Raw genomic sequence first — 24,962 nt, 5'->3', positions numbered from 1 at the left:
ACTCTAAGATACTAAATATCTTTATTTTTTTAAATTAAAAATACGCTGACCTAAACTAGGGTGTGAATAATGAAAAAACACATAGCTGGGATGCGGAGTTAAATTGTTGAGGCTGTTGCTAGAAAGTTTTTTTAAACTGCTAATTAAAGGCGCAGCCGCATAAGTTTCCTTAGCAAAATCATCGGCTTGATATTCAAATTTTCTACTGAGGAGGTTCATTAATAAGCCTGTAATTTCTGAAATTGGCGTATATAATATGCCAAACACGATTAACCCAATATGGAAACTGGTCTCTTCCACACTTAAGGCTTGAGAAAAGATAGGATTGCTGACAAATAATGATAAAATCCAAAAGGTTAAACCTGTAGTAAGAATACTTAAACTAAGATTATAAATGATGTGTTTTCTTTTATAGTGACCAACTTCATGGGCCAAGACCGCCACGATTTCTTCTTCTTCTAAATCGTTAACTAAAGTGTCGTAGAGTGTAATTCTTTTCTCTTTTCCAAACCCAGAAAAGTAGGCGTTAGCTTTGGTACTGCGTTTAGAGCCATCGATAATAAATATTTTATCGATTTGAAAACCTACGTTTCTAGCGTAAGCTTCAATCTTTTGTCTTAGACTTCCATCTTCTAAAGGCGTTTGTTTATTAAATAGAGGAACAATGAGTTTGCTGTAAAACATATTCATAAAAATAGAAAAGATGGTGACGATGATCCAGGCGTAGATCCAAAAATCATTTCCGGTGAGTTGATAAAACCAGATGATGAGTGCGAGAATCCCTCCGCCAAGCAAAGCTCCCATCAACCAACCTTTAAGCTTGTCCAAAAAGAAAGTAGCTTTCGTGGTTTTGTTGAAACCAAATTTCTCTTCAATTACAAAGGTGCTGTAATAAGAGAAAGGAGTGGTTAAAATATCACTCGCTAATAAAATAATTCCGAAGAAAATGAGTGCAATTACAATGGAGTTGTCGCTTATACTTCTAGCTATATCATCTACATAAGCAAAGCCTTCTAAAAAGAAAAAAGCTAGGGTAAGTATCAATGAAAATGTACTGGTAAGAATCCCAAAACGATAGCGTGTTTTTTTATAGGCTTGCGAACGTTCATACTCTTTGTCATCGTAAACATCGCTTAATTCTTCAGGTAAACTGTCATTAAAATGTTTAGCATTTAAAGCATCTAAAAACTGATCGAAAATAAAGTTAGCGATTATAATTCCGATAAGGATATAAAAAAGGAGTTGTGGAGTCATGAAATTGATGAGTAATAAATAAGGTTGGAAAAGTAAGTAAATAGATTTGTTTACGAATGAAACCCGCGTTGTCTTTTAGCTTCAAAAATTAAAATTCCTGCAGCTACCGAAACATTCATAGAGTCTATTTCACCTTGCATAGGTATGTAAATGTTTTTAGTAGCTTTAGTTCGCCATTGTTCGCTTAATCCATCGGCTTCGGTTCCTACTACGATCGCCGTAGGTTGAGTGAAATCTTCTTGAGTGTAAACATTTGCATTTTGTAAAGTTGCCGCATAAAAATGAATGTTGTTTTGTGCTAAGAAATCGATGATTTCTTGGGTGCTACCTGTGGCAATTTGATTGGTGAAAACGCAACCTACGCTAGAGCGGATAATATTAGGATTGTATAAATCGGTTTTTGGGTTGGCGATACAAACGGCATCTACTCGAGCAGCATCTGCCGTACGCAGAATGGCACCGATATTTCCAGGTTTCTCTGGAGCTTCAGCGATTAATAATAAGGGATTCTTCTGTTGAAATTTTAACTCTGCTAAAGAATGATTTTTAGGCGTAGCAAGAGCAATGACACCTTCGGTACTTCCGCGATAAGCGATTTTCTTATACACTTCTAAACTCAGTTGATAAATATCATGAGCAGGAATAGACAAGTCTTTAAGATTGTCGAAAGGCATCAGGTCTTCGCAGTAATACAGACCTTGAAGCTGGTAATTACCTTTAAGAGCGAGTTGTAGTTCTCGAAATCCTTCAATCACAAAAACGCCTTCTTTTTTTCTATTTCTAGATTTCTCTTGTAATTGTATAAGTCGCTTAACGGTTTTATTTTGAGTACTGCTAATTTGGAGGTGCATAGAGTCTTTTTAGAATGACAAATTTACATGAAATTATAGAGGAACTTACTTTAAGTTTTTTTGATGCTGGTTCACCAGTAAAGCTACGACGTAACTGTAACTTTTAATTCCCTGTGGCTGGTTGTTAGCCTTAAGGTAGTTTCCATAAAAAAGTTTAAAAAACGGTTCTAAAGGATTGTTATGGTCTTCCCAAAATAATCGCACTTCTCGGTAATCTTTTAAAATCCCTGTGTTGATAGTGCCTACTAAATTTTGCCCTACACAGGGTTGGGTTTTTAGCACTTCGCCTAAAGAATATTGCAAAGCAAAGGTGTAACCGGCATAACGCATATAAATATCGGGATGGTTCATCGTCGTTAAACAAGCCATATAATTGGCTTCATTTTCTTTAGCGTAACCCAATTGATGTCCGATCTCATGACTAGTGGTGCTCGGCAATTTAAATAATGGAATTTGTCTATTGTATTGCGCCTCATTGGTAAGCGGGTTCAAATAACCATTAAAGCCCATATACGTGAGAGGAATACTAAACAAGGAGGGTTTTAAACTTCTTTGAGTATAGGTTAACTCTGGAAATTCATGAGATATATTTTCGTAACCTTTAATAGCCATTTCATCTACTTCTAATTTTGTAAAAGGAAATTTGACTTGTAGAGTATCATTTTGAGTAATCTCCTTGTGTAATCGGTTACTCTCTTCAATAAGGTAAGTGGTATATGTGACTAATTCCTCGGGAGAATAATCGGTTTTAATCTCTAAAGAAATATGTAGGGGTAATCGGTAATAATTATATCCCCAAAATAAATTAAAGCATCCGTAAATAATCGATAAGGTCGCTAAAGCGGAAAAAATCCATTGCTTTGGCGCTTTAAATTTGGTTTTTATACGAATGTACATCCATCGGATCAATCCCAAAATAAGCAACGCATATAAAAAATCCCCTATAGAAAAAGGGATCCATCCTAACAAGACTCTTAAGCTTTGTGAGATATAAGGATACAAGCCTTTACTGTAAAAATGCTCTATCCAAACCGGGTTGGTTTTTAAAAGCTCAATAAGTACAATTTGTACAGGAAGTAAGATGCTTAAGGTAATGTTTAATTTCTTTTTCACTTGCTAAAAATACAAACTAAATCTAGGCAAGCAAATTTTATAGTTGCAAGAGAAACCAATACCTTTGTAAGACTTTAAAAATTACGATATGAATCAAGAGATAAGAAACTTAGAACCCAAAGCGGTTTGGAATAAATTTGCCGATTTGAATGCAGTGCCAAGACCTTCTAAAAAAGAAGAAAGAGTCATTGCTTTTATGAAAGAATTTGGTAAAAATTTAGGCTTAGAAACCTTAGAAGATAAAGCAGGTAATGTCATTATTAAAAAACCAGCGACTGCAGGAATGGAAGATCGTAAGACCGTAGTTTTACAGTCCCATTTAGATATGGTTCATCAAAAAAATAATGATACCGATTTTAATTTTGATACTCAAGGTATCGTGATGCATGTTGATGGCGATTGGGTGCGAGCAAAAGGAACCACTCTTGGGGCAGATAATGGTTTAGGAGTGGCTACCATTATGGCAATTTTAGAGAGTAATGATATAGAGCATCCTTCCATTGAAGGTTTATTTACCATCGATGAAGAAACGGGAATGACAGGGGCTAAGAATTTAGATGATAGTATCCTTAGCGGAGAAATCTTATTAAACTTAGATACCGAAGAAGATGATGAGATTGGAATTGGTTGTGCAGGAGGAATAGATATTACTGCAACAAGATCTTACGCAAGTGATAAACCTGGTGTAAACAGTAAAGCATTTAAAATTACGGTAAAAGGCCTTAACGGAGGACACTCTGGGATGGATATCATCAAAGGTTTAGGAAATGCTAATAAAATTATGAACCGTGTGTTATTTGAAGCTGCAAACGTAGGAATGCAAGTAGCTGAAATTAACGGAGGAGGTTTAAGAAACGCAATTCCTCGTGAGAGTAATGCTGTAGTGGTGGTAGCAGAAAAAGATGTGGAAGCGTTTAATTCTTCAATAAAAGTATTAAGTAAAGCCATACAAGAGGAATACGCAACCCTAGAAGCTAATTTAACGGTAGAAGTTAATGAAGCAGAAATGCCAGCAAAAGTGATGCTAGAAAAAGATCAAAGTGAACTTTTAAGAAGCATCTATGCTGCCCATAACGGAGTTTTTAGAATGAGTCCGGCTATTGAAGGTTTGGTAGAAACTTCTAACAATATTGCTAGAGTAGAAGTAGGAAACGGACAAATAGAGGTAATGTGTCTTACTAGATCATCGGTAGAATCTGGGAAATGGGATTTAGCCAATACCTTAAAATCTACGTTTGAGTTAGGTGGTTTTGATGTAAATCTAAGCGGAGATTATCCAGGTTGGGCTCCTAATCCAGATTCTGGTATCTTAAAAGTTATGGAGAATTTATATAAAGAACAAAATGGAGAAGAGGCTCACGTAGCCGCTTGCCACGCTGGTTTAGAATGTGGTATTTTGGGAAGTCATTATCCAAAAATGGATATGGTTTCTTTTGGCCCTACTATTCGTGGAGCGCACTCTCCAGATGAAAGAGCTAGCATTTCTTCTATGCAGAAATTTTGGAAATTTACTTTAGCAGCTTTAAAGGAAATCCCTAAAAAGTAATTAAGGTATTAAAAATATAAAAACCTATACAAAGATGTTTGAAGTCTTTGTATAGGTTTTTTTTTGAAATAGATTCTAGAACCCTAGAGTGAAATCCCAAAACAAGTTCAGGACGTTTTAATTTCTTGAAGCATCTGGACTCTAACTTCTATTTTTCATCGTATATATCTTCGTAAGAATTTCCTTTAGTAACAAAAAACTCTCCAGTTACATATCTAAAATGACGATCTAAGTCTGCTATCTCTTTAAAATCATCTTCATTTAAATTCACTCCCGTACTCTGAATATTTTCTACAATTCTTCCCTCATTGGTAGATTTTGGAATCACAGCCGTACCACGAGATTCTGCCCATTTTATTAAGACTTGCCCTGGAGTGGCGCCATGTCTTTTAGCAATTTTATTAATAGTGTCGTTTTCTAAAAGAGAAGGCTCATTATCGGCTTTCATAGCGTCACTACGGTCACCACTTCCCAAAGGAGAGTAACCCGTCATTAGAATCTTATTTTTGGAGCAATACTCTATTAAATCGTTTTGTTGTAAATAAGGATGAAGTTCTACTTGATTCATTTCTGGTGCTTCATCTACTTCTTTAGATAAGTCTTCAAGTTTTTTAGCACTAAAATTAGATACTCCTACGTGCTTAACCAAACCTTGTTTTTTAGCTTCCAACATAGCATTATAAGTTTCTGCTAAAGGAACTTCTTCTAAAGAAAGATAGTCTTCATCATTTTCAGGAAACCCTTCTAAACCAGATTTAAAAGCTACCGGCCAGTGCATTAAGTATAAGTCTAGGTAGTCTAATTGTAAATCTTCTAATGTCTTTTTTAAAGCAGGAATAACATCTTCTTTTCGGTGGGCGTTGTTCCATAATTTAGAAGTGATGAATACATCTTCTCTTTTTACTTTCCCTTCACTAAAAACTTCCGCGAAAGCTTTACCAACCGCATCTTCATTCCCGTAAGTAGCCGCACAATCTATATGTTTGTAGCCATTGTTTAAAGCGTGTTTTACTGCATTGGTAACGTCTTCTGGTGCAGATTTCCAAGTTCCTAATCCTATCGCAGGCATCGTATCGCCATCTCTAAATGTAAGTGTTTTCATTGTTTTTTGTTTAAAGATAGGAAGGGATTGAGAGCTTAGAAAATTATGCTAGGCTTTTAGCATTACTTTAATAGTTATGGCTTCTAGGGTGAAAATTATCTAAAACCTCTTTTAAATGACTGCGATCTACATGCATGTAGATCTCTGTGGTGGTTATGCTTTCATGACCTAGCATTTGTTGAATGCTCCGTAAATCGGCTCCGTTTTCTAATAAGTGGGTTGCAAAAGAATGTCTAAAGGTATGCGGACTTATTTTCTTTTGAATGTTTGCTTGCTTAGTGAGTGTTTTTACAATGGTAAAAATCATGGCTCGAGTTAGTTTTTTTCCCCTTCGATTAAGAAAGAGAATGTCTACATCATCTTTAAGCGGATTAAGGTGTATGCGAATATGATCTTTATACGTGTTAATGTATTTCTTTGTGAGTTCGCTTATAGGTACAAAACGTTGTTTATTTCCTTTTCCTGTCACCTTAATAAAGTCTTCCTCAAAGAAAAGATCAGAAATTTTAAGTTCGGTAAGTTCAGAAACTCGCAAGCCACAACTGTATAAGGTTTCAATGATTGCTCTATTTCTTTCCCCTTGCGGGTGACTTAGATCGATAACATTGATAAGTAAATCGATTTCTTTTGTAGTAAGCGTATCGGGTAATTTTCTTCCTATTCTTGGAGATTCTATAAGCTCAAGCGGATTTGTTTCTCGGTAATCTTCAAAAATTAAATAATTAAAAAAACTTTTTAAACCTGATATGATTCTAGCTTGAGAACGTGCATTCATTTTCTTTGCTAAATGATAAATAAACCCCTGAATATCTTCTTCGGTTACCCGAATGGGAGAAATTTCTATGTTATGCTCTTCTAAATGTTTGATGAGTTTAACAATGTCATAAGAATAATTTTGAATTGAATTAGCAGATAAACCCCGTTCTATTTTTAGGTAACTCTGGTAATCCTTAAGGGCTTGGCTCCATTTCATAGGCTAAAAGTAAGGATATTTCTTAAAATTTCCTTTAGTACAACTTTAATCTTTACTTGGGAAAGCTTTAAGGAAGCAACCTATAGATTTGCAGTAAACAAAAAAACAAATATTATGAAAAAATTAGTGCTAACCGTAGCTATCGCAGCTACATCAATTTTCGCCGCAAATGCTCAAGCCGATTCAGATTTGGTACAATTAGGTGTTAAAGGAGGGGTAAACTTCTCTAATCTAACTGGAGATGATATTGGTGACACAGAGTCTAGAACAAGTTTTCATGCTGGTTTTGTAGCTGAGGTTCCTTATTCTGAACGCTTTTCTATGCAAGGTGAAGTAATGTATTCTGGTCAGGGATTTGATATAAATAACTCAGGCCAAGATAACTTTTTAGATAATGACGATAATATCGAATATCAATTAGATTATATTCAAGTGCCTATTATGGCTAAGTATTATGTAGTTGAAGGTTTAAGTGTATTGGCTGGACCGCAAATTGGTTTTAAAATCAATGAAGAAGTTGATTACCAACCGAACTCAGATGCAGGAGACATCAATATTGAAGATACAGCATTACCAGAAGCTGAAGATATTGAATTTAGCGTAGTAGGTGGATTAGAATATAAATTTGATAACGGATTCTTCGTGCAAGGAAGATATATCTATGGTGTATCTAAATTATTAAAAGAATCTGACGTATTTGGAGACCCAAGTGTACATAACTCTGTAATACAAGCAGGAGTAGGGTTTATGTTTTAAATCTCATAGAAGAAGATATGAAAAAAGGAAGGCATTTTGCCTTCCTTTTTTTTGTTGATGATTTTAAAATAATTAGAACTTATAAATAAGACCTAAATTAATATCATCCATATTTAAACCAAACTGAAAAGAATCTGTAGATTCAGCTCCGTCATTATCAGGTTTTACACTATTATATCCTAAAATTCCAAATGTAGCTTCTAAAGCAAAATGTTTAGATACAAAATAGCTTAAACCAGGAGCTACCTCGATATTCACCCCGTTCACTTTGTTGTCATTAATATCTTCGGTAGTTCCGTAACCTAAACCAAGTTCTCCAAAGAAAGAAAATTTTTGAGCAGGCATTAAGTAATATCTACCAAAAGCACCAATAGTAAAAGTAGAGTTATCTACCACGTCATCACCATTTGCATTTTCTTCTTTCTGTTTGCTATAACCTGCTTGGGCACCAACAGCTATAAAATCGTTTAAAAAATAACCAAAACGAGGAGAAATATTGAAAGTGTTTTCTTTAGAATCGTCTGGAAATTTTGTTGATCCTATACCAAATGATCCAGAAGCAAACATATCTCCTTCATTAAAACCATAGGTTTCTACTTCTTGTTCTTGAGCGCTTGCAAAAGTAAAACTAGCAAGAGCAGCTAGAGATAAAATTAATTTTTTCATGCTTTTTATTTTAAGTGTTTTAAGCAAAAGTACTTCTTTTTTTAGTCTAAAAAAGATGTTTAAACAGCATATGGAATAACGTTAGATATGATTTTATCAGAAAAAGAATAGATATGTTTTGCAAAATAGACTTCATATCCAGTAGAAGTAACAGAAGTACTTGTAAAATGTGAAAATTCTAGTTAAGACACAATTTTTATAAAATTTTAAAACCTGTTGAAATCAACTTAACCGTTAGTTAATGTAAAATTGAATTTATATTAATCTTATTGTGTTAAATGTAAATTAAAGGTGATTTTTTAAGAGTATTTTTATAAATTGTTAAAAATATTATATATTTGATAGCGTATAACCAAACTAACTTACAATGAAAAAATTATTACTTACTGCTGCAATTGCAGTTTTCGGAATTATCGGTACACAAGCTCAAGATATGAGATTTGGTGTCAAAGCAGGTGTAAATATTTCCAATGGAGCAGGAGATGTTGAAGACGCAGATTCAAAAATAGGACTCCATATTGGTGGTTTTGCAGAATTCATGTTTTCAGAAAAATTTGCTTTCCAACCAGAACTTCTTTACTCCATGCAAGGATACAAATATGAAGAGTCTGCAACATTTTTTGGAGAAACAGTTTCCGTTGAAGAAAAAATAAAACTTGATTATATAAACGTTCCATTGATATTTAAATATTATGTTACTGAAGGCTTAGCGATAGAAGCAGGTCCTCAAATTGGTTTTTTAATGTCTGCAAATTATGAGTATGAAGCTAGCGGTGGAGGAGAAAGTGAAAGTGAGGATGAAGATATTAAAGATGCTTATAAATCCATTGACTATGGTTTAAATGTTGGTGTAAGCTATACCCTAGATATGGGGGTAATGTTTGGAGCAAGATATTATTATGGATTAGCTGATATTGATGATACGAGTGATGATTTCGATGAGAAAAACAGTGTAATTCAAGTTTCAGTTGGATATAAATTCTAAATTTTATTCTTTAAGAATATGAAAAGCGAAAACTTTTGTTTTCGCTTTTTTTTATAGGATACATTTAGCTTTAGGGATTAAATCAGTATTTTAGCTTCACAAAAAAGACAATCATGAAAAAAATTTTACTTTTAGTAGCATTCGCTATCACTACACAATTTGCCAATGCACAAGTAGGAATTACAGGAGGATATCTTAATGTAAAAACCGACGGAGCAAATGAAGGAGCTTCAGGGTTTTATGCAGGAATTTATTCAGACTTAGACATCTCAGAAAGTTTTCATTTTCAACCAAGTTTACTTTACGGAAATGCAGAAGACACCAACTTTTTATACGTACCCTTGATGTTTAAGTACTATGTAGCAAACACCGATTTAAATATACAATTAGGACCTCAAGGAACAGTGATTTTAGAAGACTTAGGAGACTTTAAAAATCAAGTAGGTTTAGATTTAGCTGTCGGTGCAGGTTTTGATCTTTTTCATAATGTGTTTATAGAAGCTCGTTACGCATTTAAGCTAGTGAATGAAGATGTAGCAGGAGTAGGAAGTACCAATTTTAATACCTTTATGGTAGGATTAGGAATTGGTTTATAACACAAACACATGAAAATTTTAATCCTTAACGGTCCTAACCTTAATTTATTGGGAGAAAGAGAACCCTCTGTTTATGGAGATGTTTCCTTCGATCAATATTTTACGCAATTAAAAGATAAGTTTAAAAGTGTAGAGCTCAATTATAAGCAAAGCAATCATGAAGGAGAGCTTATAGACGCTTTACATATAGCTTCAAAAAAAGTAGATGCAGTAATTCTTAATGCGGCAGCTTATACCCATACCTCTATAGCTATAGCCGATGCAGTTAAAGCCATTCAAATTCCAGTAATAGAAGTGCATATTTCTAATGTTCATGCACGGGAAGCTTATAGAAAGCATTCTTATATAGCACCTTTTGCGAAAGGCATAATATCTGGATTTGGTCTTCAAAGCTATGAATTAGCTTTACAAAGTTGTTTATATGAGCAAAAATAAAAAAGCCTATTTAAATTGGAGTTCTGGTAAAGACGCCCTTATGGCGTGGCATCATATTCTTCAAGATGGCAATTACGATATTCAAAAATTAGTAACTACAGTAAATAAAGATTTTAAACGGGTTTCTATGCATGGAGTTGCTATAGAATTATTAGAAGCCCAAGCTGTATCTCTTCAACTTCCTCTACATCAAATCGCTTTAAGCGGAAATGTTTCTTTGCAAACCTATAATGAAACAATGCAAAAACATACTCGCCAATTGATAGATGAAGGCTTTACGGAAGCAGTTTTTGGAGATATTTTTCTAGAAGATCTAAAGAATTATAGGGAAAAAGAACTCCGCAAAATCGGTTTAAACGCTATATTTCCCTTGTGGAAAAAAGACACGACAACATTAGCTCAAGAGTTTATAAATTTAGGCTATAAAGCAATTGTAGTTTGTACAAGTGCTAAAGAGTTAGATGCTTCTTTCTGTGGAAGAGAATTTACCCATGACTTTTTACAAGACTTACCAGAGGGAGTAGATCCTTGTGGTGAAAATGGTGAATTTCATACCTTTGTCTATGATGGACCTTTATTTAAGCAACCTGTAAGGTTTGAGAAAGGAGAAAAAATTATGCGCAGTTATAAACCGTCTAACAAGAATGAGGAAGATGATTGTTTTAAAGGTCAGACTTATTGGGACAATCAATTTTGGTATCAAGACTTACAAGGGTAAAGTTTCACAATAAAGAATTCATTTTTAACTTTTTTAAGGGAATTTTGAGGTTTAGAAAGCTAATGTTAACGACCTTTTGAGATATTTTTTTTAATGATTTTTTGTTCTTTGTATCAAACAAAAAAACAATTATTATGAAAAAGATTTTTTCTTTATTACCTGTATTTTTAATGACTATTTTTTTAACCTCATGCAGTGACGATGACGATGTGGTTGATCGTTTGAGAACCATTAGTGATGTTCCTGCAAGTGCAGAGGTGAGTGTGGATTATCTACCTATTAATGTTTTTGAAATTCCTGTAGAAACAGATTTGGACTTGCGTCAACTCATTGAAGATGAATTAGGGACTGATGAGGCTCTAGATCAAGTCAAAGAAGTTGAATTAGATGATATGGACATTGTTTTCTTGAACGCAGAAGATCAAGAGAATTTTGATTTTGTGAATTCTGTAACTTTGGGAATTAGAACAGATGATTTAGATTATAAAGAAGTTGCTTTTTTAGATGAAATTCCATCAGGGGCTACTACTTTAGATTTAAATACTCTCGATGATGTTTTTATTGATGATTATGCGAAATCTGAAAGCTTAAAGTTAGTTGTACAGTTTGAGAGTACAGAAGATGCTACCGATTTAAATTTAAATATGGAGATGGAATTTGATGCTAAATTAGATCCTTCTCTTTAGTAAATAATTAATCGATATATAAAAGCTCTGCAGTTGTTGTGGGGCTTTTTTTATATAATTATTTTAAAGAAAGACTCATTTCAAAAATAGTAAGAGTTTAATACTACTAGAATTATCTAGGATACTAATAGCAATAAAAAAGCCTCGTGAATTTCACGAGGCTTTCTTGATAGTTTAATCTTATAATTTTATAAGTGGATTACTTCATCGTAAGCTGCTGCTGTAGCTTCCATCACTGCTTCACTCATCGTTGGGTGAGGGTGAACAGCTTTTAATACTTCGTGTCCTGTAGTTTCTAACTTTCTACCTAGAACGGCTTCAGCAATCATATCGGTAACACCAGCACCAATCATGTGGCATCCTAACCATTCTCCGTATTTTGCATCGTAAATTACTTTTACAAAACCTTCTTTTTTACCAGAAGCACTTGCTTTACCAGAGGCAGAGAAAGGGAATTTCCCGATTTTTAATTCGTAACCTGCTTCTTTAGCTTGCTTTTCAGTCATTCCTACACTAGCAATTTCAGGAGAAGCATAAGTACATCCTGGAATGTTACCGTAATCTAAAGCTTCTACGTGCATTCCTTTAATTTTCTCTACACATAATATTCCTTCCGCGGAAGCGACGTGAGCTAAAGCTGCACCTGGAGTAACATCACCAATAGCATAATAACCTGGCACGTTGGTTTGGTACCACTCGTTTACAATAATTTTATCTTTATCGGTTTTGATACCTAGATCTTCTAAACCAATATTTTCTATATTGGTCTTAATTCCCACAGCAGAAAGAACTACATCTGCTTCGATGGTTTCTTCGCCTTTTTTTGTTTTTACTTTTGCCTTTACCGTATCTCCAGAAGTATCTACACTTTCTACAGAGGCATTGGTCATTACTTTAATTCCTGCTTTTTTGAAAGATTTTTCAAATTCTTTAGAAACATCTGTATCTTCTAATGGAACTAAGTTTGGTAAATATTCTACGATAGTAACTTCGGTTCCCATAGCATTATAGAAGTGAGCAAACTCAACTCCAATAGCTCCAGAACCTACTACGATCATTTTCTTAGGTTGTTTCTTTAAGCTCATTGCTTCACGATAACCTATTACTTTTTCACCATCTTGTGGTAAATTAGGCAATTCTCTTGAGCGAGCTCCAGTAGCAATAACGATATGGTCTGCTTGGTAATCTTTAGTATTACCTTCTTCATCTTTAACTTCTACTTTTTTACCAGCTTTTACTTTTCCGAAACCATTGATAACATCAATTTTATTCTTCTTCATTAAGAATTGAACCCCTTTGCTCATTCCGTTAGCTACACCACGGCTTCTGTTAACAACGGCTTCAAAATCTTTATCGGCTTCTTTTACAGTAAGACCGTAATCTTCAGCATGTTTTAAGTAATTAAATACTTCGGCACTTTTTAGAAGTGCTTTAGTAGGAATACATCCCCAGTTAAGACAAACCCCACCTAAGCTTTCTTTTTCAACTACGGCAGTTTTTAAACCTAATTGAGAGGCACGAATAGCAGTAACGTAACCACCAGGACCACTTCCTAAAACAATAACATCATATTTACTCATATCTTTATTTTTTATGCTGAATTTTGAATTGCGAATTTAAACAAATATCCCCATAACTAAAAGTGAACGCTTAAATTTAAGCGCTCACTCTTTTATATTCCTTTAAAATTTAATATAGTTTTACTGAACTGCAAATTCTTTTAATTGAAAATCTTGCTGAAGTACTGCTTTTTCAAGTTCATCGTAAGTTTCAATATTAATTTTTGGATCTTTAGCAAAGTCTGAAGGAACTACTACAAATCTAAATACTTGATTGGTTGTAAATCCCGCATCTAAAGTACTCAAATCGAAATTACCATCTATTAAAAGTTCTACGTCTGCTGCAGTATGGTTATATACATATTGCATTGTTCCTTGAGGTAAGAAAAAGTTTTGAGGGATAAGGCTCCAAGTTTCTATAGGACCGTTATCGCCTGAAACTACTTCTAATCGATAAACTAAAATAGCATCAGACTCTAATACTTCAATTTCTGAAGGTACTTCTAAAAGTCTAGAGTATAAGTTGGCTGCAGGTTCGTATGTAAAATTTACATTTTCATATTCATATGTTTGTCCTATTATAGTTAAACCATCTTGCCCTGGAGGTCCTTGTGGTCCTCTATCGCCTTCGCAAGCCATTAGCCCAGCGGCAATCACTATTCCTAATAATAATTTTTTCATCTTTTATTGTTTTCGTTAGTAAAATCTATACTTGCTGAATTCACGCAAAAGCGTTCGCCAGTTTCTGTTGGGCCATCATCAAAAACGTGACCTATATGTCCGCCGCAATTGGCGCATAAAATTTCAGTACGAATCATACCAAATGTGGTATCCTTTATAAACTCAATACTGCCTTCTATAGCTTGATCAAAACTGGGCCAGCCACAATTGCTTTTAAATTTAGCTTCACTTTCAAATAGTTTAGCGTTACACGCAGCACACTCGTAAGCGCCATCATCAAAATGTAAGTTATATTTACCTGTGTGGGGTGCTTCGGTTCCTTTTTTCCTTAATATTCTATATTGCTCTTCAGTGAGTTGATTTTTCCACTCTTCATCAGATTTTTCAATGGTATATTTTTTCATTTTATTTAATTTTTAGTAGGAATAAAATCCATCGCATCTCCATTCATACAATATCTTTTTCCTGTAGTTTCCTTAGGTCCGTCATCAAAAACGTGTCCTAAATGTCCGCCACAATTAGCGCAAAGAACTTCATTACGAGTATAACCTAATTTGTTATCTGTAGAGAAAAATACGCCATTTTCTATAGGTTGGTCAAAACTAGGCCATCCTGTTCCGCTTTTAAATTTATTTTTAGTTTCATACAAAGGATGACTGCAAGCCGCACAAATAAATGTACCCGATTCTTTGATGTTATTCAATGGACTAGAAAAAGGTCTTTCGGTACCCGCTTCTCTTAAAACATAAAATTCTTCTGCAGAAAGCTCTTTTTTCCATTCAGCTTCTGTTTTTTGAACAGGAAACTGTTCTTCTTTAGATTTTTTTTGAGCGTTAGAATTACAACTCACTAAGAGTGCGGCAGATATTATAAGGAAACAAAGCTTTTTCATAATTTTTTATGATAAAATTACAAAGACCTTGCCATATTTCACTATTTCAATTGTTAAAGCGATGATAAACTTTTTAAAACTAAGTATTGCTTTTGTAATTTTAATACTTGTAAATAATACACTAACCGTTATGAGAAGAAAGAATATAATATTGTATACAGCATCATTTTTAATGTTGTTCTCGTGTGCTCAAAACCCGTTTACCGGAAAAAAAACATTAGCACTTGTACCTAACTCTCAGATATTGCCGATGGCTTTTCAAGAGTACGATGCATTTTTATCAGATAATAATGTGGTAACAGGAACAGCTGAAGCTAATATGGTAAAAAGTGTGGGGCAGAAAATTGCAACGGCTTCGGAACGCTGGTTAAACGCTAATGGATATCAAGGCTATTTAGAAGATTATCGTTGGGAATATAACTTGGTAAAAGATGATCAAGTAAATGCTTGGTGTATGCCAGGAGGTAAGATTGTAGTCTATACAGGAATTCTACCGATTACACAAAGTGAAACAGGCTTAGCTGTTGTTATGGGGCATGAGGTTGCTCACGCGCTTGCTAATCATGGACAACAACGTATGAGTGCTAGTCAAATTCAGCAAGTAGGAGCGGTAGCAACGGCAGTAGGAACTCAAGCTGCAGGAGTAGATGAAGAAACCGCAGGTTATTTTAATATGGCATATGGAGTAGGATCTCAAGTTGGAGTTATGCTTCCTTTTAGTAGAAGTCATGAAACAGAAGCAGATAAAATAGGACTTAATATTATGGCTATTGCTGGATACGATCCTGATGAAGCTGCAGAGCTTTGGAGAAGAATGAAAGCAAATAGTGGAGGAGGAGCGCCTCCAGAATTTTTAAGTACACACCCTTCTAATGATACCCGTATTAATAATTTAACACAGTGGGCTGCAAGTGCTAAAGCTGAAGCTCGAAAATTTGGAGTGACTTCATTCAAATAAAAAAGAAATCTATAAAGTAAAAAGCCCGATTTAATCGGGCTTTTTTTAGTTTGGGAAAGTAGCTTTTACAATTTTTTCAGCTTCTTCTTTATGAGAAGTATGTACTAATAATTGAACTTGCATAGCATCTCCGCCATAAAAACCACCACGAACACCAGATTCATGATTGTTTTTAACGATAGAAGAAATACCTGCTTTATCTAATACGCTTTGTAGGTATTGAATATTAACTTCAGTACCTGTGTAAACATTTGTATACTCTGTATTGCTCATAATTTATCTTTTTCTTAAAGATAGTTGAAAAAGACTTAAGAAAAGAAAAGGTCAATTATAATTTCAGAAAAAATTAACTCAATGAAACCTCCACTTGATTTTTTAAAATATCGTCCATAGTTTCTCGCTCTCTAATTAGATGTGCTTGATTATTGTGCCAAAGAATTTCGGCAGGACGAAATCTAGAATTGTAATTACTAGCCATAGAATAACAATAAGCACCAGCATTTTTAAATGCCAGAATATCGCCTTCAGTAATTTCACTAATTCTTTTATTGCTTCCAAAAGTATCGGTTTCACAAATATAACCCACTACAGAATAGAAACGTTTGTGCTTTTTTGGATGAGAAATATTAATAATTTCATGAGTAGAATTATAAAACATAGGTCTTATAAAATGATTAAACCCAGAATCTACGTGAGCGAAAACAGTAGAAGTTGTTTGCTTTACGGAATTAACTTTCACTAAAAAGTAACCAGATTCACTTACCAAAAACTTTCCGGGTTCAAAAACCAAGGTAAGTTCTCGTCCGTAATCTTTACAGAAATCATTAAACTTTTTAGAAAGCTTTTTTCCTAATTCTTCTATATTTGTTTCTATATCACTTTCATGGTAGGCAACTTTAAATCCGCTTCCAAAATCAATAAATTCCAAGGCATTGAAATTTTTTGCAGCATCAAATAAAATTTGAGATGCATATAAAAAGACTTCAATATCTAAAATATCACTCCCCGTATGCATATGAATACCATTCACATTCATATTTGTGTTTTCTACGATGCGTAGTAAATGAGGCATTTGATGAATAGAAATACCAAATTTTGAGTCTATATGTCCCACTGAAATATTGGTGTTTCCTCCCGCCATTACGTGGGGATTAATACGTATACACACTGGAATGGTTGGGTGCAGGGTTCCAAATTTTTCTAGAATAGAAAGGTTGTCAATATTTATTTGAACACCAAGTTTTACGGCTTCTTCAATTTCTATCATCGAAACCCCATTTGGCGTGTAGATAATGTCTTTAGCGGGAACTCCTGCAGCTAGACCTAATTTTATTTCTTGTATAGAAACCGTGTCTAAACCACTTCCGCAATTATGCAAAAGCTTTAAGATGTTAATGTTAGATAATGCTTTAACAGCATAATTAATTCTTAGATTTTTTACTTGTTTAAAAGCGGAGGTCAGTCGCTTGTATTGAGAAACAATTTTAGCACTATCATAAACATAAATAGGGCTACTGTAATCTTCTGTAATTTTTATTAAATCTGAATTTTTCATGGGTTAGATGAAGGTTTGAGGTTGAAAATTTTTTATATGGGTGGTTGAGTTGTAAAAAAGTAAATTACTCTTTTACAACTATAGGTTTGACAATCTTTTTATTCAATAGAGATGAAGACTTAATAGAATAAGTATAAACAAATAAAACAGCTAATAGAATAACTGGAATTATTGAATAATTGATTTTTAATAGCATCATAGAAAACGCTAAGTAAAAGATGCTAAGAATATTAACTTTCATAAGGGCTGCAATTTAATACATATATAAAATAGTTACTCCATTTTTTTTAGTTTTTTAAAGATTTATCTGTTTTGTTAAAGTATTCCCAAATTGATCTCCCAAAAAATCCCAAAGGAAGTATTCAACGTTTATGTTAGAAATCAAATCAATTAAAAAATTTATTATGAAAAATGTAAAAAGATTATCGGTACTAGCATTAACTATTACGTTACTTACTGGATTCAATTCTGTAGCACAAACAAAAATGGTAGGAGGGGCAGAAATGTATCCCACAAAGAACATTGTAGAGAATGCAGGAAACTCTAAAGAGCATACCACATTGGTCGCTGCAGTAAAAGCTGCAGATTTAGTAGAGACCTTACAAGGTAAAGGCCCGTTTACGGTTTTTGCGCCTACAAATGCTGCTTTCGACAAATTACCAAAAGGAACTGTAGATAATTTATTGAAAGAGGAAAACAAAGCCCAGTTACAGGCAGTACTTACGTACCATGTAGTTGGTGGAAAGTGGACTGCTAAAGATCTTATGAAAAAGATCAAAAAAGATGGAGGAAAGTCCACCATTAAAACGGTAAATGGAGAAACTCTAACTGCTTGGATGGAAGGGAAGTCTGTAAAAATCACAGATAATGCAGGAAATACTGCTATGGTAACTATTGCTAATGTAATGCAATCAAATGGAGTAATTCACGTAATTGATACGGTATTATTACCTTAATTACTTAAAATTAAAGTAACAAAAAAAGGCTATTTCGAAAGAAATAGCCTTTTTTAATGATTGGAAATTGATTAACGCAATTCTGCATTCAATTGTTTTTCGAATTGTTGCTGAAGCTTAACCATTGCTTTATCGATTTGTTTATCGGTAAGGGTCTTGTTTTCATCTAAAAAGATAAAACTTACCGCATAACTTTTCTTTCCCTCAGGAAGGTTTTTTCCTTCGTATACATCAAAGAGATCTACTTCTTTTAAAAGTTTTCTCTCTGTCTTATGAGCAATCTCATAAATATCATTAAAGCTTACTTTTTGATCTAATAATAATGCAAAATCTCTTCTTACGGAAGGGTACTTAGGAATAGGTTTAAAAACAATCTCTTTGTTTTTAACCACTTCAATTACAGCTCCCCAATCAAAATCGGCAAAAATAACTTCTTGATCGATGCCAAAGTTTTTTAGGACTGCATTTTTAACAACCCCAAATTCTATGATTTTTTTCTTTTGGTAACTCACTTGTAAGCCTTCAGAAAAAATATCACTAGTTAAAGGCTGAAAACTAATACCTTCGGCAATATTTAAACGTTCTAATATGCTGTAAATAGTTCCTTTAGCAAAGAAAAAATCATTCTTTTGAGCTACACTGTTCCAACGTTCCCTGTTTTTATTTCCGCTAAGGCATAACGTAAGATGTTTATGTTCTTCTCTTCCATTAGGAAAATTATGGTAGGTTTTACCAAATTCAAATAATTTTAGATTTTCATTTTTTCGGTTAAGATTATAAGCTGTAGACTCTAAAGCGCTAAAAAGTAAAGACTGTCGCATAACGTTTAAATCCTGACTCAAAGGGTTTAAAATCTCTATATTAAAATCTTTCTTAAGGGTTTCGCTTAAAGCGGAATAATCTTTTGTTAGAGAATTGGCCATCATCTCGTAGAATCCTTGCCCTACCAGTTGTTCGGCAATTACATTTTGAAGTTTATAATCTTCAAACCGAGTAGAGTTAGAAATGGAAGCATTTAGCTTTTCATTAAACTCAATATTATTATACCCATACACTCTTAAAATCTCTTCGATAACATCTACTTCTCTCTGTACATCTACTCGATAAGCGGGAATGGTAAGTCCTAAACCACTTTCAGTAACATTGTTCACACGAATATCTAAAGAAGCTAAAATAGATTTTATGGTTCCTGGGTCAATTTCTTGACCAATAAGTTTGTAAATTTTGTCAAAAGTTAAAAAGACCTGAAAATCTTCAATTTTTTTCGGATAAAAATCATCTAAATCACTAGTGACATATCCTCCTGCAGTTTGCTGAATTAAAAGAGCGGCTCTTTTTAGTGCATACTCTGTAATGTTAGGATCTACACCTCTTTCAAACCTAAAAGAAGCATCGGTATTTACTCCGTGTCGCTTAGCGGTTTTGCGAATACTTACGGGATTAAAGTAAGCACTTTCTAAAAAGATGGAAGTTGTTTTTTCGGTTACTCCAGAATCTAATCCGCCTAAAACGCCCGCAATACAAAGAGGTTTTTCGTTGTCACAAATCATTAAATCATCCTCGTGTAACTCTCTTTCTACTTCATCTAAAGTGGTAAACTTAGTACCTTTTGGTAGCGTTTTGACTTTAATTTTATTTTCTATAATATGATCGGCGTCAAAAGCATGTAGAGGTTGCCCTAGTTCATGTAAGACATAATTTGTGACATCTACTACATTGTTCTTAGGAGTTATACCAATAGCCTTTAATCTATTTTTAAGCCAATTTGGAGAAGGAGCTATTTTAACCCCAGAGATAGTTACACCACAATAACGTGGAGCCAACTCATAATTATCAACTTCAATAAGCATTCTTTTGCTTCTGTTCTCCACATGAAAACTACTTACCGAAGGAGTATCTAAACTTGTATTAATTTCGCTTTGAAGTAATCCTGCCTTTAAATCTCTGGCCACACCAAAATGGCTCATAGCATCTGCTCGGTTTGGAGTTAAGCCAATTTCAAAAACCTGATCTTTTTCAATTTCAAAAACTTCATTTAAAGGAGTACCAGGCACCAAATCTTCGCTGAGGACCATAATACCATCATGACTTTTTCCTAGGCCTAGTTCATCTTCGGCGCAAATCATTCCAAAACTGTATTCTCCCCTAATCTTTCCTTTTTTAATTTTCCAAGCCTCACCTTTATCATCATAAAGAGTAGTTCCTACTGTTGCTACGGGTACTTTTTGACCTTCAGCAACATTAGGAGCTCCGCAAACAATTTGTACAGGCTCTTTTTCTCCTATATTAACTGTTGTAAGTTTAAGCTTGTCTGCATTTTCATGAGGAACACACGTAAGAACGTGTCCTACTACGATACCTTCTAAAGCGCCTTTTACAGATTCAAAATTTTCAATACCTTCTACTTCTAGTCCTAAATCGGTTAAAAGTTTACCAGTTTTTTCAGCATCCCAATCGGTCTTAATAAATTGCTTAATCCAGTTGTACGAAATCTTCATAAAATACAGTCTTTTTTACGGTGGCAAAGATAGAATTTATTTTGTCATTTTGGTAAGGGAAATATAGGGTTTGGATAATTATCAATAAATTTTAGAAAGGTGTTTTAACAGTTTGTGGAGTATGGTAATGATGTAAATAAATAATACTATTTTTGTTGCTATGGATTTTTCATCAAAACTATTAGAAAAAGCAGTAGAAGAAATGTCGCAGCTTCCAGGAATAGGAAAGCGTACTGCGTTGCGTTTAGTACTTCATTTGCTAAAGCAACCCGAAGAACAAACTTTGCATCTTTCAAAAGCATTGATAGATTTAAAAACCGAAGTGAACTTTTGTAAAAATTGTCACAATGTTAGTGATCATACTATTTGTGAAATTTGTGCCAATGCTAACAGGGATAAAGCAATAGTTTGTGTGGTAGAAGATGTGAGAGATGTGATGGCGATAGAAAATACAAGTCAGTATAAAGGAGTTTATCACGTGTTAGGAGGGAAAATAAGTCCGATGGATGGGATAGGTCCTAGTCAGTTAAATATTGAATCCCTTGTGCAAAAAGTGAGAGCTAAGGAAGTGGATGAAATTATTTTTGCGCTCTCAAGTACTATGGAAGGTGATACTACAAATTTTTATATCTACAGGCAAATAGAAGGAGAAGGAGTGGTAACTTCTACTATCGCTCGTGGTATTGGCGTAGGAGACGAATTAGAATATGCCGATGAAGTGACATTGGGAAGAAGCATTTTACATCGTATTCCGTTTGAAAACTCTTTAAAAAACTCTTAAGTGATTCAGCTTTCTGTACTTATTCTAAACTACAAAGTTCCTTATTATCTAATGCATTGCTTAAGTAGTGTGACGGCGGCAACCAAAGATTTGGAAGCTGAAATTATCGTAGTAGATAATAACTCTGAAGATCAAAGTTCGGCGTGGGTAAAAGAGTATTTTCCGCAAGTGATATTGGTTGAGAATAAGGTGAATTCAGGTTTTAGTAAAGGCAATAATTTAGGTTTTGAACATGTAAAAGGCAAATATGTTTGTCTTCTTAATCCCGATACCTATGTGGGTAATCATACTTTTAAAAATGTGTACGCTTTCGCGGAAACCAAGCAAGATGTAGGAGCAATCGGAGTAAAACTTATAGATGGCTGCGGAAATTTTTTACCAGAATCAAAAAGAAATTTACCGACCCCAAAAGTAGCTTTAGAAAAGATTTTTCAGATTAATAAAAATTATTATTCCGCTTTAAGCGAAAATATAACAGGAAAAGTAGATGTCTTGGTTGGTGCTTTTATGTGGATGCACAGAGAGCGATATGAGGAAATAGGAAAGTTAGATGAAGACTATTTTATGTATGGGGAAGATATAGATTTAAGCTATAAATTTTTAAAAGCAGGTTATCAAAACTACTATTTAGGTAGTGAAAGCATTATTCATTATAAAGGAGAAAGCACGACTAGAGATAAGGTTTACAGGCAAAGATTTTATGGAGCAATGCAAATTTTCTATGAAAAGCATTTCAATAAGGGAAAAGCGGTTCAGTTTTTAGTGCAACAGGGTTTAAAATTAGCTTCTTTAAAAGATGCGCTTATAAAAAAATCAAATAATGAGCAGGTACAAAAAGAATATGTAAGCTGCTTATTAGTAACAAATAAGACTTCCGCATTAAAAGAAAGGTTAGAAGAAATACTCCATCATCAATTTAATTGTATTTCCGTAAAGGAGGTGTTAAAGGAAACAATTTCAGATAGCTATATAGTTTTTGATGCAGAATATATTGCTGCCGATGATATAAAAATGGTAATGGAAAAGCAAAAAAATAAACGAAATTGTTTTAGAATAAAACCAAGAAATTTTAATTTTATCCTCGGTAGCGATCAAAGTACGAGTAAAGGAGAAGTTAAGGACTTGTAAAACTTTGCAAAATAGATATTCATAATGCGTTTTTTTCATTAAATTCGCAACCAAAATAAAAAAACACACTTTTAGGTTAAAGATATGGCAAAATTTGAATTAAAACTTCCTAAGATGGGGGAGAGCGTTGCAGAGGCAACCATTACCAATTGGTTAAAAGAAGTTGGAGAGAAAATTGAAGAGGATGAAGCAGTTTTAGAGATTGCTACCGACAAAGTGGATAGTGAAGTGCCTAGTGAAGTAGAAGGAACTTTAGTTGAAAAATTATTTGGCCCAGATGATGTAGTGAAAGTAGGCCAGACGATTGCGATTATAGAAACTGATGGAGATGTTCCTGCACCAGCGCCCAGTTCTAGCGAAGACAAAGAAGAAGTAAACACACAACAGGCAGAAGATATGGTGAATCAGGCTAGAGAAGCAGTTGTTTCTCAAGACTTTTCATCTAGCGATCGTTTTTACTCTCCTTTAGTTAAAAATATAGCTCAAGAAGAAAATATTGGTTTAAACGAATTAGAATCTATTCAGGGGACTGGAAAAGATGGTAGGGTAACCAAAAATGATATATTAGACTTTGTAGCGAATAGAGGGAAGAATCAAAGCTCTACTCCGCCAGTTGCTGCTAATAACGCTTCCGCGGAAGCGAAAACTCAAAAGCCAGCTGCTGCTCCTATTAGTGTAAACGGGGATGATGAAATTATCGAAATGACCAGAATGGGCAAAATGATTTCTCATCATATGGTTAACAGTGTTCAAACGTCAGCACACGTACAGTCATTTATTGAAGTAGATGTGACTAAGATTTGGAACTGGAGAAATAAGGTGAAAAACGAATTCCAAAAGAAAGAAGGAGAAAAAATTACTTTTACTCCAATTTTTATGGAAGCAGTAGCAAAAGCTATAAAAGACTTTCCTATGATTAACATTTCTGTTGACGGAGATAAAATCATAAAAAGAAAGAATATCAACCTTGGTATGGCTGCAGCTTTACCAAATGGAGATTTAATTGTTCCTGTAATTAAAAATGCAGACCGTCTTAATCTTGTAGGAATGTCTAAAGCTGTAAATGATTTAGCAGGACGTGCAAGAGGAGGAAAGTTAAAACCAGATGATACGCAAGGAGGTACCTATACAGTTACCAATGTAGGTACTTTTGGAAGCATTATGGGAACTCCAATTATTAATCAACCTCAAGTAGCAATTTTAGCCTTAGGAGCTATACGAAAAGTTCCTGCTGTGGTGGAAACTCCAGACGGAGATTTTATCGGGATTCGCTATAAAATGTTCTTATCTCATAGCTACGATCATCGTGTAGTAAATGGAGCTCTAGGAGGTCAATTTGTACAACGCGTTGCTCAGTATTTAGAAGCTTTTGATGATTCTAGAGCGGTCTAAATTAAGATCAATAAATTAAAGAAAAAAGGAGTCCGAATTAAGTTTCGGGCTTTTTTTTATGAAACAATTTGTGATATAGTATCTTTACAAAAATCCATACCATGAAATTAAATTTAACCAAACCCATTTGTTTCTTCGATTTAGAAACTACCGGAACCAATATTGCCAAAGATAGAATTGTAGAAATTGCTATACTTAAAGTTTTTCCTAACGGAAATAAAGAAAGCTATACATGGCGTGTAAATCCCGAAATGGAGATACCAGCAGAAGTTACAAAGATTCACGGCATAAGTTATGACGATATAAAAGATGAACCTACATTTAAAGACCTTTCTAAAAAGGTGTATGAAATGATTAAAGGTTGTGACTTGGGGGGGTATAATAGTAACCGTTTTGATATTCCACTTTTAGCTGAAGAGTTTCTTCGAGCAGGAATAGATTTTGATATTAAAAGCGCTTTGGCGGTTGATGTACAAACCATCTTTCATAAAAAAGAAAAACGAACTTTAGAGGCAGCTTATAAATTCTACTGCGATAAAGATTTAACAAACGCACATTCTGCTGAAGCGGATACTAACGCTACTTTTGAAGTTTTGGAATCGCAGTTAGATAAATATCCAGATTTAGAAAATGATATGAAATGGTTAGCAGAATTTAGTGCTCATAAGAAATTTGTAGATTTTGCAGGGTTTATAGCCTACAATAAAAAAGGAGAAGAGGTGTTTTCTTTTGGAAAGCATCGAGGTAAATTAGTAGAAGAAGTATTTGAAAAAGAACCAGGGTATTATGGTTGGATACAAAACGCAGATTTTCCTTTATATACAAAAAAGGTTTTGACAGCAATCAAGCTAAAAAAACTATCAGATAACTTGAATTAAGGC

Annotated in this window: 26 protein-coding genes; 13 read left to right on the top strand and 13 right to left on the bottom strand. The window is 34.1% G+C overall.

Annotated elements, in window-relative coordinates:
* Nucleotides 1–21: 21 nt before the first annotated feature.
* From FT986_RS11020 to FT986_RS11010, 3 genes are read right to left on the bottom strand one after another with little or no spacing between them, the layout of a single operon-like run.
* A complete protein-coding gene (locus FT986_RS11020; RefSeq protein WP_147865099.1) occupies nt 22–1,254 on the bottom strand; it encodes a M48 family metallopeptidase in 1,233 nt (410 codons plus the stop codon).
* A 50-nt stretch (nt 1,255–1,304) separates the two neighbouring features.
* Nucleotides 1,305–2,105 carry an RNA methyltransferase gene (locus FT986_RS11015; RefSeq protein ID WP_147865098.1) on the bottom strand — a complete coding sequence of 267 codons (801 nt, stop codon included), beginning with the start codon at nt 2,103–2,105 and terminating at the stop codon, nt 1,305–1,307.
* Between the two features lie 45 nt (nt 2,106–2,150).
* The gene (locus FT986_RS11010; protein WP_147865097.1) at nt 2,151–3,218 is read right to left on the bottom strand and encodes a DUF3810 domain-containing protein; all 1,068 of its coding nucleotides are present in this window, start codon (nt 3,216–3,218) and stop codon (nt 2,151–2,153) included.
* Nucleotides 3,219–3,306: 88 nt separating this feature from the next.
* Between FT986_RS11010 and FT986_RS11005 the strand changes: the two genes are divergently transcribed.
* Nucleotides 3,307–4,764, top strand: a complete 1,458-nt coding sequence (locus FT986_RS11005) for an aminoacyl-histidine dipeptidase (protein WP_147865096.1) — start codon at nt 3,307–3,309, stop codon at nt 4,762–4,764.
* 148 nt (nt 4,765–4,912) lie between these two features.
* Here FT986_RS11005 and FT986_RS11000 read toward each other — a convergent pair whose 3' ends face one another.
* Nucleotides 4,913–5,866, bottom strand: a complete 954-nt coding sequence (locus FT986_RS11000) for an aldo/keto reductase (protein WP_147865095.1) — start codon at nt 5,864–5,866, stop codon at nt 4,913–4,915.
* 67 nt (nt 5,867–5,933) lie between these two features.
* On the bottom strand, nt 5,934–6,839 hold the full coding sequence (gene xerD, locus FT986_RS10995) for a site-specific tyrosine recombinase XerD (RefSeq protein ID WP_147865094.1): 906 nt from the start codon (nt 6,837–6,839) through the stop codon (nt 5,934–5,936).
* 114 nt (nt 6,840–6,953) lie between these two features.
* Here xerD and FT986_RS10990 point away from each other — a divergent pair, with 114 nt between their 5' ends.
* The gene (locus tag FT986_RS10990) at nt 6,954–7,595 is read left to right on the top strand and encodes a porin family protein (protein ID WP_147865093.1); all 642 of its coding nucleotides are present in this window, start codon (nt 6,954–6,956) and stop codon (nt 7,593–7,595) included.
* Nucleotides 7,596–7,667: 72 nt separating this feature from the next.
* Here the strand turns inward: FT986_RS10990 and FT986_RS10985 are convergent, their stop codons facing one another.
* The gene (locus tag FT986_RS10985; RefSeq protein WP_147865092.1) at nt 7,668–8,261 is read right to left on the bottom strand and encodes an outer membrane beta-barrel protein; all 594 of its coding nucleotides are present in this window, start codon (nt 8,259–8,261) and stop codon (nt 7,668–7,670) included.
* Between the two features lie 367 nt (nt 8,262–8,628).
* On the opposite strand from FT986_RS10985, the gene FT986_RS10980 reads away from it, so the two are divergent.
* From FT986_RS10980 to FT986_RS10960, 5 genes are all read left to right on the top strand, one after another.
* On the top strand, nt 8,629–9,246 hold the full coding sequence (locus tag FT986_RS10980; RefSeq protein ID WP_147865091.1) for a porin family protein: 618 nt from the start codon (nt 8,629–8,631) through the stop codon (nt 9,244–9,246).
* Nucleotides 9,247–9,359: 113 nt separating this feature from the next.
* Nucleotides 9,360–9,842 carry an outer membrane beta-barrel protein gene (locus FT986_RS10975; RefSeq protein ID WP_147865090.1) on the top strand — a complete coding sequence of 161 codons (483 nt, stop codon included), beginning with the start codon at nt 9,360–9,362 and terminating at the stop codon, nt 9,840–9,842.
* A 9-nt stretch (nt 9,843–9,851) separates the two neighbouring features.
* Nucleotides 9,852–10,277 (top strand): type II 3-dehydroquinate dehydratase, encoded by a 426-nt coding sequence (gene aroQ / locus FT986_RS10970; protein WP_147865089.1) that lies wholly within the window; start codon nt 9,852–9,854, stop codon nt 10,275–10,277.
* Nucleotides 10,264–10,995, top strand: coding sequence for a diphthine--ammonia ligase (locus FT986_RS10965; protein ID WP_147865088.1), 732 nt, complete (start codon nt 10,264–10,266; stop codon nt 10,993–10,995). The genes aroQ and FT986_RS10965 overlap by 14 nt, the downstream gene beginning before the upstream one ends.
* Before the next feature lie 134 nt (nt 10,996–11,129).
* Nucleotides 11,130–11,681 carry a hypothetical protein gene (locus FT986_RS10960; protein WP_147865087.1) on the top strand — a complete coding sequence of 184 codons (552 nt, stop codon included), beginning with the start codon at nt 11,130–11,132 and terminating at the stop codon, nt 11,679–11,681.
* 188 nt (nt 11,682–11,869) lie between these two features.
* Here FT986_RS10960 and lpdA read toward each other — a convergent pair whose 3' ends face one another.
* The 4 genes from lpdA to msrB (FT986_RS10940) form a co-directional block, all read right to left on the bottom strand.
* Entirely contained in the window at nt 11,870–13,261 is a 1,392-nt protein-coding gene (gene lpdA / locus FT986_RS10955) for a dihydrolipoyl dehydrogenase (RefSeq protein ID WP_147865086.1), read from the bottom strand.
* A gap of 120 nt (nt 13,262–13,381) precedes the next feature.
* Complete coding sequence (locus tag FT986_RS10950; RefSeq protein ID WP_147865085.1) at nt 13,382–13,921, bottom strand: collagen-like protein; 540 nt, start codon at nt 13,919–13,921, stop codon at nt 13,382–13,384.
* Nucleotides 13,918–14,325 (bottom strand): peptide-methionine (R)-S-oxide reductase MsrB, encoded by a 408-nt coding sequence (gene msrB / locus FT986_RS10945; protein WP_147865084.1) that lies wholly within the window; start codon nt 14,323–14,325, stop codon nt 13,918–13,920. The genes FT986_RS10950 and msrB (FT986_RS10945) overlap by 4 nt, the downstream gene beginning before the upstream one ends.
* Nucleotides 14,326–14,330: 5 nt before the next feature.
* Nucleotides 14,331–14,813, bottom strand: coding sequence for a peptide-methionine (R)-S-oxide reductase MsrB (gene msrB / locus FT986_RS10940; RefSeq protein ID WP_147865083.1), 483 nt, complete (start codon nt 14,811–14,813; stop codon nt 14,331–14,333).
* A 130-nt stretch (nt 14,814–14,943) separates the two neighbouring features.
* On the opposite strand from msrB (FT986_RS10940), the gene FT986_RS10935 reads away from it, so the two are divergent.
* On the top strand, nt 14,944–15,771 hold the full coding sequence (locus FT986_RS10935) for a M48 family metallopeptidase (protein ID WP_147865082.1): 828 nt from the start codon (nt 14,944–14,946) through the stop codon (nt 15,769–15,771).
* A 45-nt stretch (nt 15,772–15,816) separates the two neighbouring features.
* On the opposite strand, the gene FT986_RS10930 is transcribed toward FT986_RS10935, so the two are convergent.
* Both FT986_RS10930 and lysA read right to left on the bottom strand, forming a co-directional pair.
* On the bottom strand, nt 15,817–16,044 hold the full coding sequence (locus FT986_RS10930; protein ID WP_147865081.1) for a putative signal transducing protein: 228 nt from the start codon (nt 16,042–16,044) through the stop codon (nt 15,817–15,819).
* A 73-nt stretch (nt 16,045–16,117) separates the two neighbouring features.
* A complete protein-coding gene (gene lysA, locus FT986_RS10925; protein WP_147865080.1) occupies nt 16,118–17,326 on the bottom strand; it encodes a diaminopimelate decarboxylase in 1,209 nt (402 codons plus the stop codon).
* A gap of 404 nt (nt 17,327–17,730) precedes the next feature.
* On the opposite strand from lysA, the gene FT986_RS10920 reads away from it, so the two are divergent.
* A complete protein-coding gene (locus FT986_RS10920) occupies nt 17,731–18,282 on the top strand; it encodes a fasciclin domain-containing protein (protein WP_147865079.1) in 552 nt (183 codons plus the stop codon).
* Nucleotides 18,283–18,353: 71 nt separating this feature from the next.
* On the opposite strand, the gene pheT is transcribed toward FT986_RS10920, so the two are convergent.
* Nucleotides 18,354–20,780: a phenylalanine--tRNA ligase subunit beta gene (gene pheT / locus FT986_RS10915; RefSeq protein WP_147865078.1), complete on the bottom strand. Its 2,427-nt coding sequence runs from the start codon at nt 20,778–20,780 to the stop codon at nt 18,354–18,356.
* A gap of 160 nt (nt 20,781–20,940) precedes the next feature.
* On the opposite strand from pheT, the gene recR reads away from it, so the two are divergent.
* The 4 genes from recR (at nt 20,941) to FT986_RS10895 (ending at nt 24,959) form a co-directional block, all read left to right on the top strand.
* Complete coding sequence (gene recR, locus FT986_RS10910) at nt 20,941–21,561, top strand: recombination mediator RecR (protein WP_111541555.1); 621 nt, start codon at nt 20,941–20,943, stop codon at nt 21,559–21,561.
* Nucleotides 21,562–22,689, top strand: coding sequence for a glycosyltransferase family 2 protein (locus FT986_RS10905; RefSeq protein ID WP_255505948.1), 1,128 nt, complete (start codon nt 21,562–21,564; stop codon nt 22,687–22,689).
* Between the two features lie 84 nt (nt 22,690–22,773).
* The gene (locus FT986_RS10900) at nt 22,774–24,081 is read left to right on the top strand and encodes a dihydrolipoamide acetyltransferase family protein (protein ID WP_147865077.1); all 1,308 of its coding nucleotides are present in this window, start codon (nt 22,774–22,776) and stop codon (nt 24,079–24,081) included.
* A gap of 101 nt (nt 24,082–24,182) precedes the next feature.
* Complete coding sequence (locus FT986_RS10895; protein ID WP_147865076.1) at nt 24,183–24,959, top strand: 3'-5' exonuclease; 777 nt, start codon at nt 24,183–24,185, stop codon at nt 24,957–24,959.
* Nucleotides 24,960–24,962 lie beyond the last annotated feature (3 nt).

The organism is Mesonia sp. K4-1, from assembly GCF_008017825.1.
Lineage (GTDB): Bacteria > Bacteroidota > Bacteroidia > Flavobacteriales > Flavobacteriaceae > Mesonia.
Note: the sequence above shows the minus strand (reverse complement) of the source record. Positions and strands in the feature narration are given on the sequence as shown.

Coding starts and splice junctions, on each gene's coding strand:
- pheT (WP_147865078.1), bottom strand. CDS start 20,780: ATGAAGATTTCGTACAACTGGATTAAGCAATTTATTAAGACCGATTGG.
- FT986_RS11005 (WP_147865096.1), top strand. CDS start 3,307: ATGAATCAAGAGATAAGAAACTTAGAACCCAAAGCGGTTTGGAATAAA.
- FT986_RS10900 (WP_147865077.1), top strand. CDS start 22,774: ATGGCAAAATTTGAATTAAAACTTCCTAAGATGGGGGAGAGCGTTGCA.
- FT986_RS10950 (WP_147865085.1), bottom strand. CDS start 13,921: ATGAAAAAATTATTATTAGGAATAGTGATTGCCGCTGGGCTAATGGCT.
- FT986_RS10965 (WP_147865088.1), top strand. CDS start 10,264: ATGAGCAAAAATAAAAAAGCCTATTTAAATTGGAGTTCTGGTAAAGAC.
- msrB (WP_147865084.1), bottom strand. CDS start 14,325: ATGAAAAAATATACCATTGAAAAATCTGATGAAGAGTGGAAAAATCAA.
- recR (WP_111541555.1), top strand. CDS start 20,941: ATGGATTTTTCATCAAAACTATTAGAAAAAGCAGTAGAAGAAATGTCG.
- lpdA (WP_147865086.1), bottom strand. CDS start 13,261: ATGAGTAAATATGATGTTATTGTTTTAGGAAGTGGTCCTGGTGGTTAC.
- FT986_RS10975 (WP_147865090.1), top strand. CDS start 9,360: ATGAAAAAAATTTTACTTTTAGTAGCATTCGCTATCACTACACAATTT.
- msrB (WP_147865083.1), bottom strand. CDS start 14,813: ATGAAAAAGCTTTGTTTCCTTATAATATCTGCCGCACTCTTAGTGAGT.
- FT986_RS10985 (WP_147865092.1), bottom strand. CDS start 8,261: ATGAAAAAATTAATTTTATCTCTAGCTGCTCTTGCTAGTTTTACTTTT.
- FT986_RS10895 (WP_147865076.1), top strand. CDS start 24,183: ATGAAATTAAATTTAACCAAACCCATTTGTTTCTTCGATTTAGAAACT.
- FT986_RS11015 (WP_147865098.1), bottom strand. CDS start 2,105: ATGCACCTCCAAATTAGCAGTACTCAAAATAAAACCGTTAAGCGACTT.
- lysA (WP_147865080.1), bottom strand. CDS start 17,326: ATGAAAAATTCAGATTTAATAAAAATTACAGAAGATTACAGTAGCCCT.
- FT986_RS10930 (WP_147865081.1), bottom strand. CDS start 16,044: ATGAGCAATACAGAGTATACAAATGTTTACACAGGTACTGAAGTTAAT.
- FT986_RS10960 (WP_147865087.1), top strand. CDS start 11,130: ATGAAAAAGATTTTTTCTTTATTACCTGTATTTTTAATGACTATTTTT.
- FT986_RS11000 (WP_147865095.1), bottom strand. CDS start 5,866: ATGAAAACACTTACATTTAGAGATGGCGATACGATGCCTGCGATAGGA.
- aroQ (WP_147865089.1), top strand. CDS start 9,852: ATGAAAATTTTAATCCTTAACGGTCCTAACCTTAATTTATTGGGAGAA.
- FT986_RS10920 (WP_147865079.1), top strand. CDS start 17,731: ATGAAAAATGTAAAAAGATTATCGGTACTAGCATTAACTATTACGTTA.
- FT986_RS10935 (WP_147865082.1), top strand. CDS start 14,944: ATGAGAAGAAAGAATATAATATTGTATACAGCATCATTTTTAATGTTG.
- FT986_RS10990 (WP_147865093.1), top strand. CDS start 6,954: ATGAAAAAATTAGTGCTAACCGTAGCTATCGCAGCTACATCAATTTTC.
- FT986_RS11020 (WP_147865099.1), bottom strand. CDS start 1,254: ATGACTCCACAACTCCTTTTTTATATCCTTATCGGAATTATAATCGCT.
- xerD (WP_147865094.1), bottom strand. CDS start 6,839: ATGAAATGGAGCCAAGCCCTTAAGGATTACCAGAGTTACCTAAAAATA.
- FT986_RS10980 (WP_147865091.1), top strand. CDS start 8,629: ATGAAAAAATTATTACTTACTGCTGCAATTGCAGTTTTCGGAATTATC.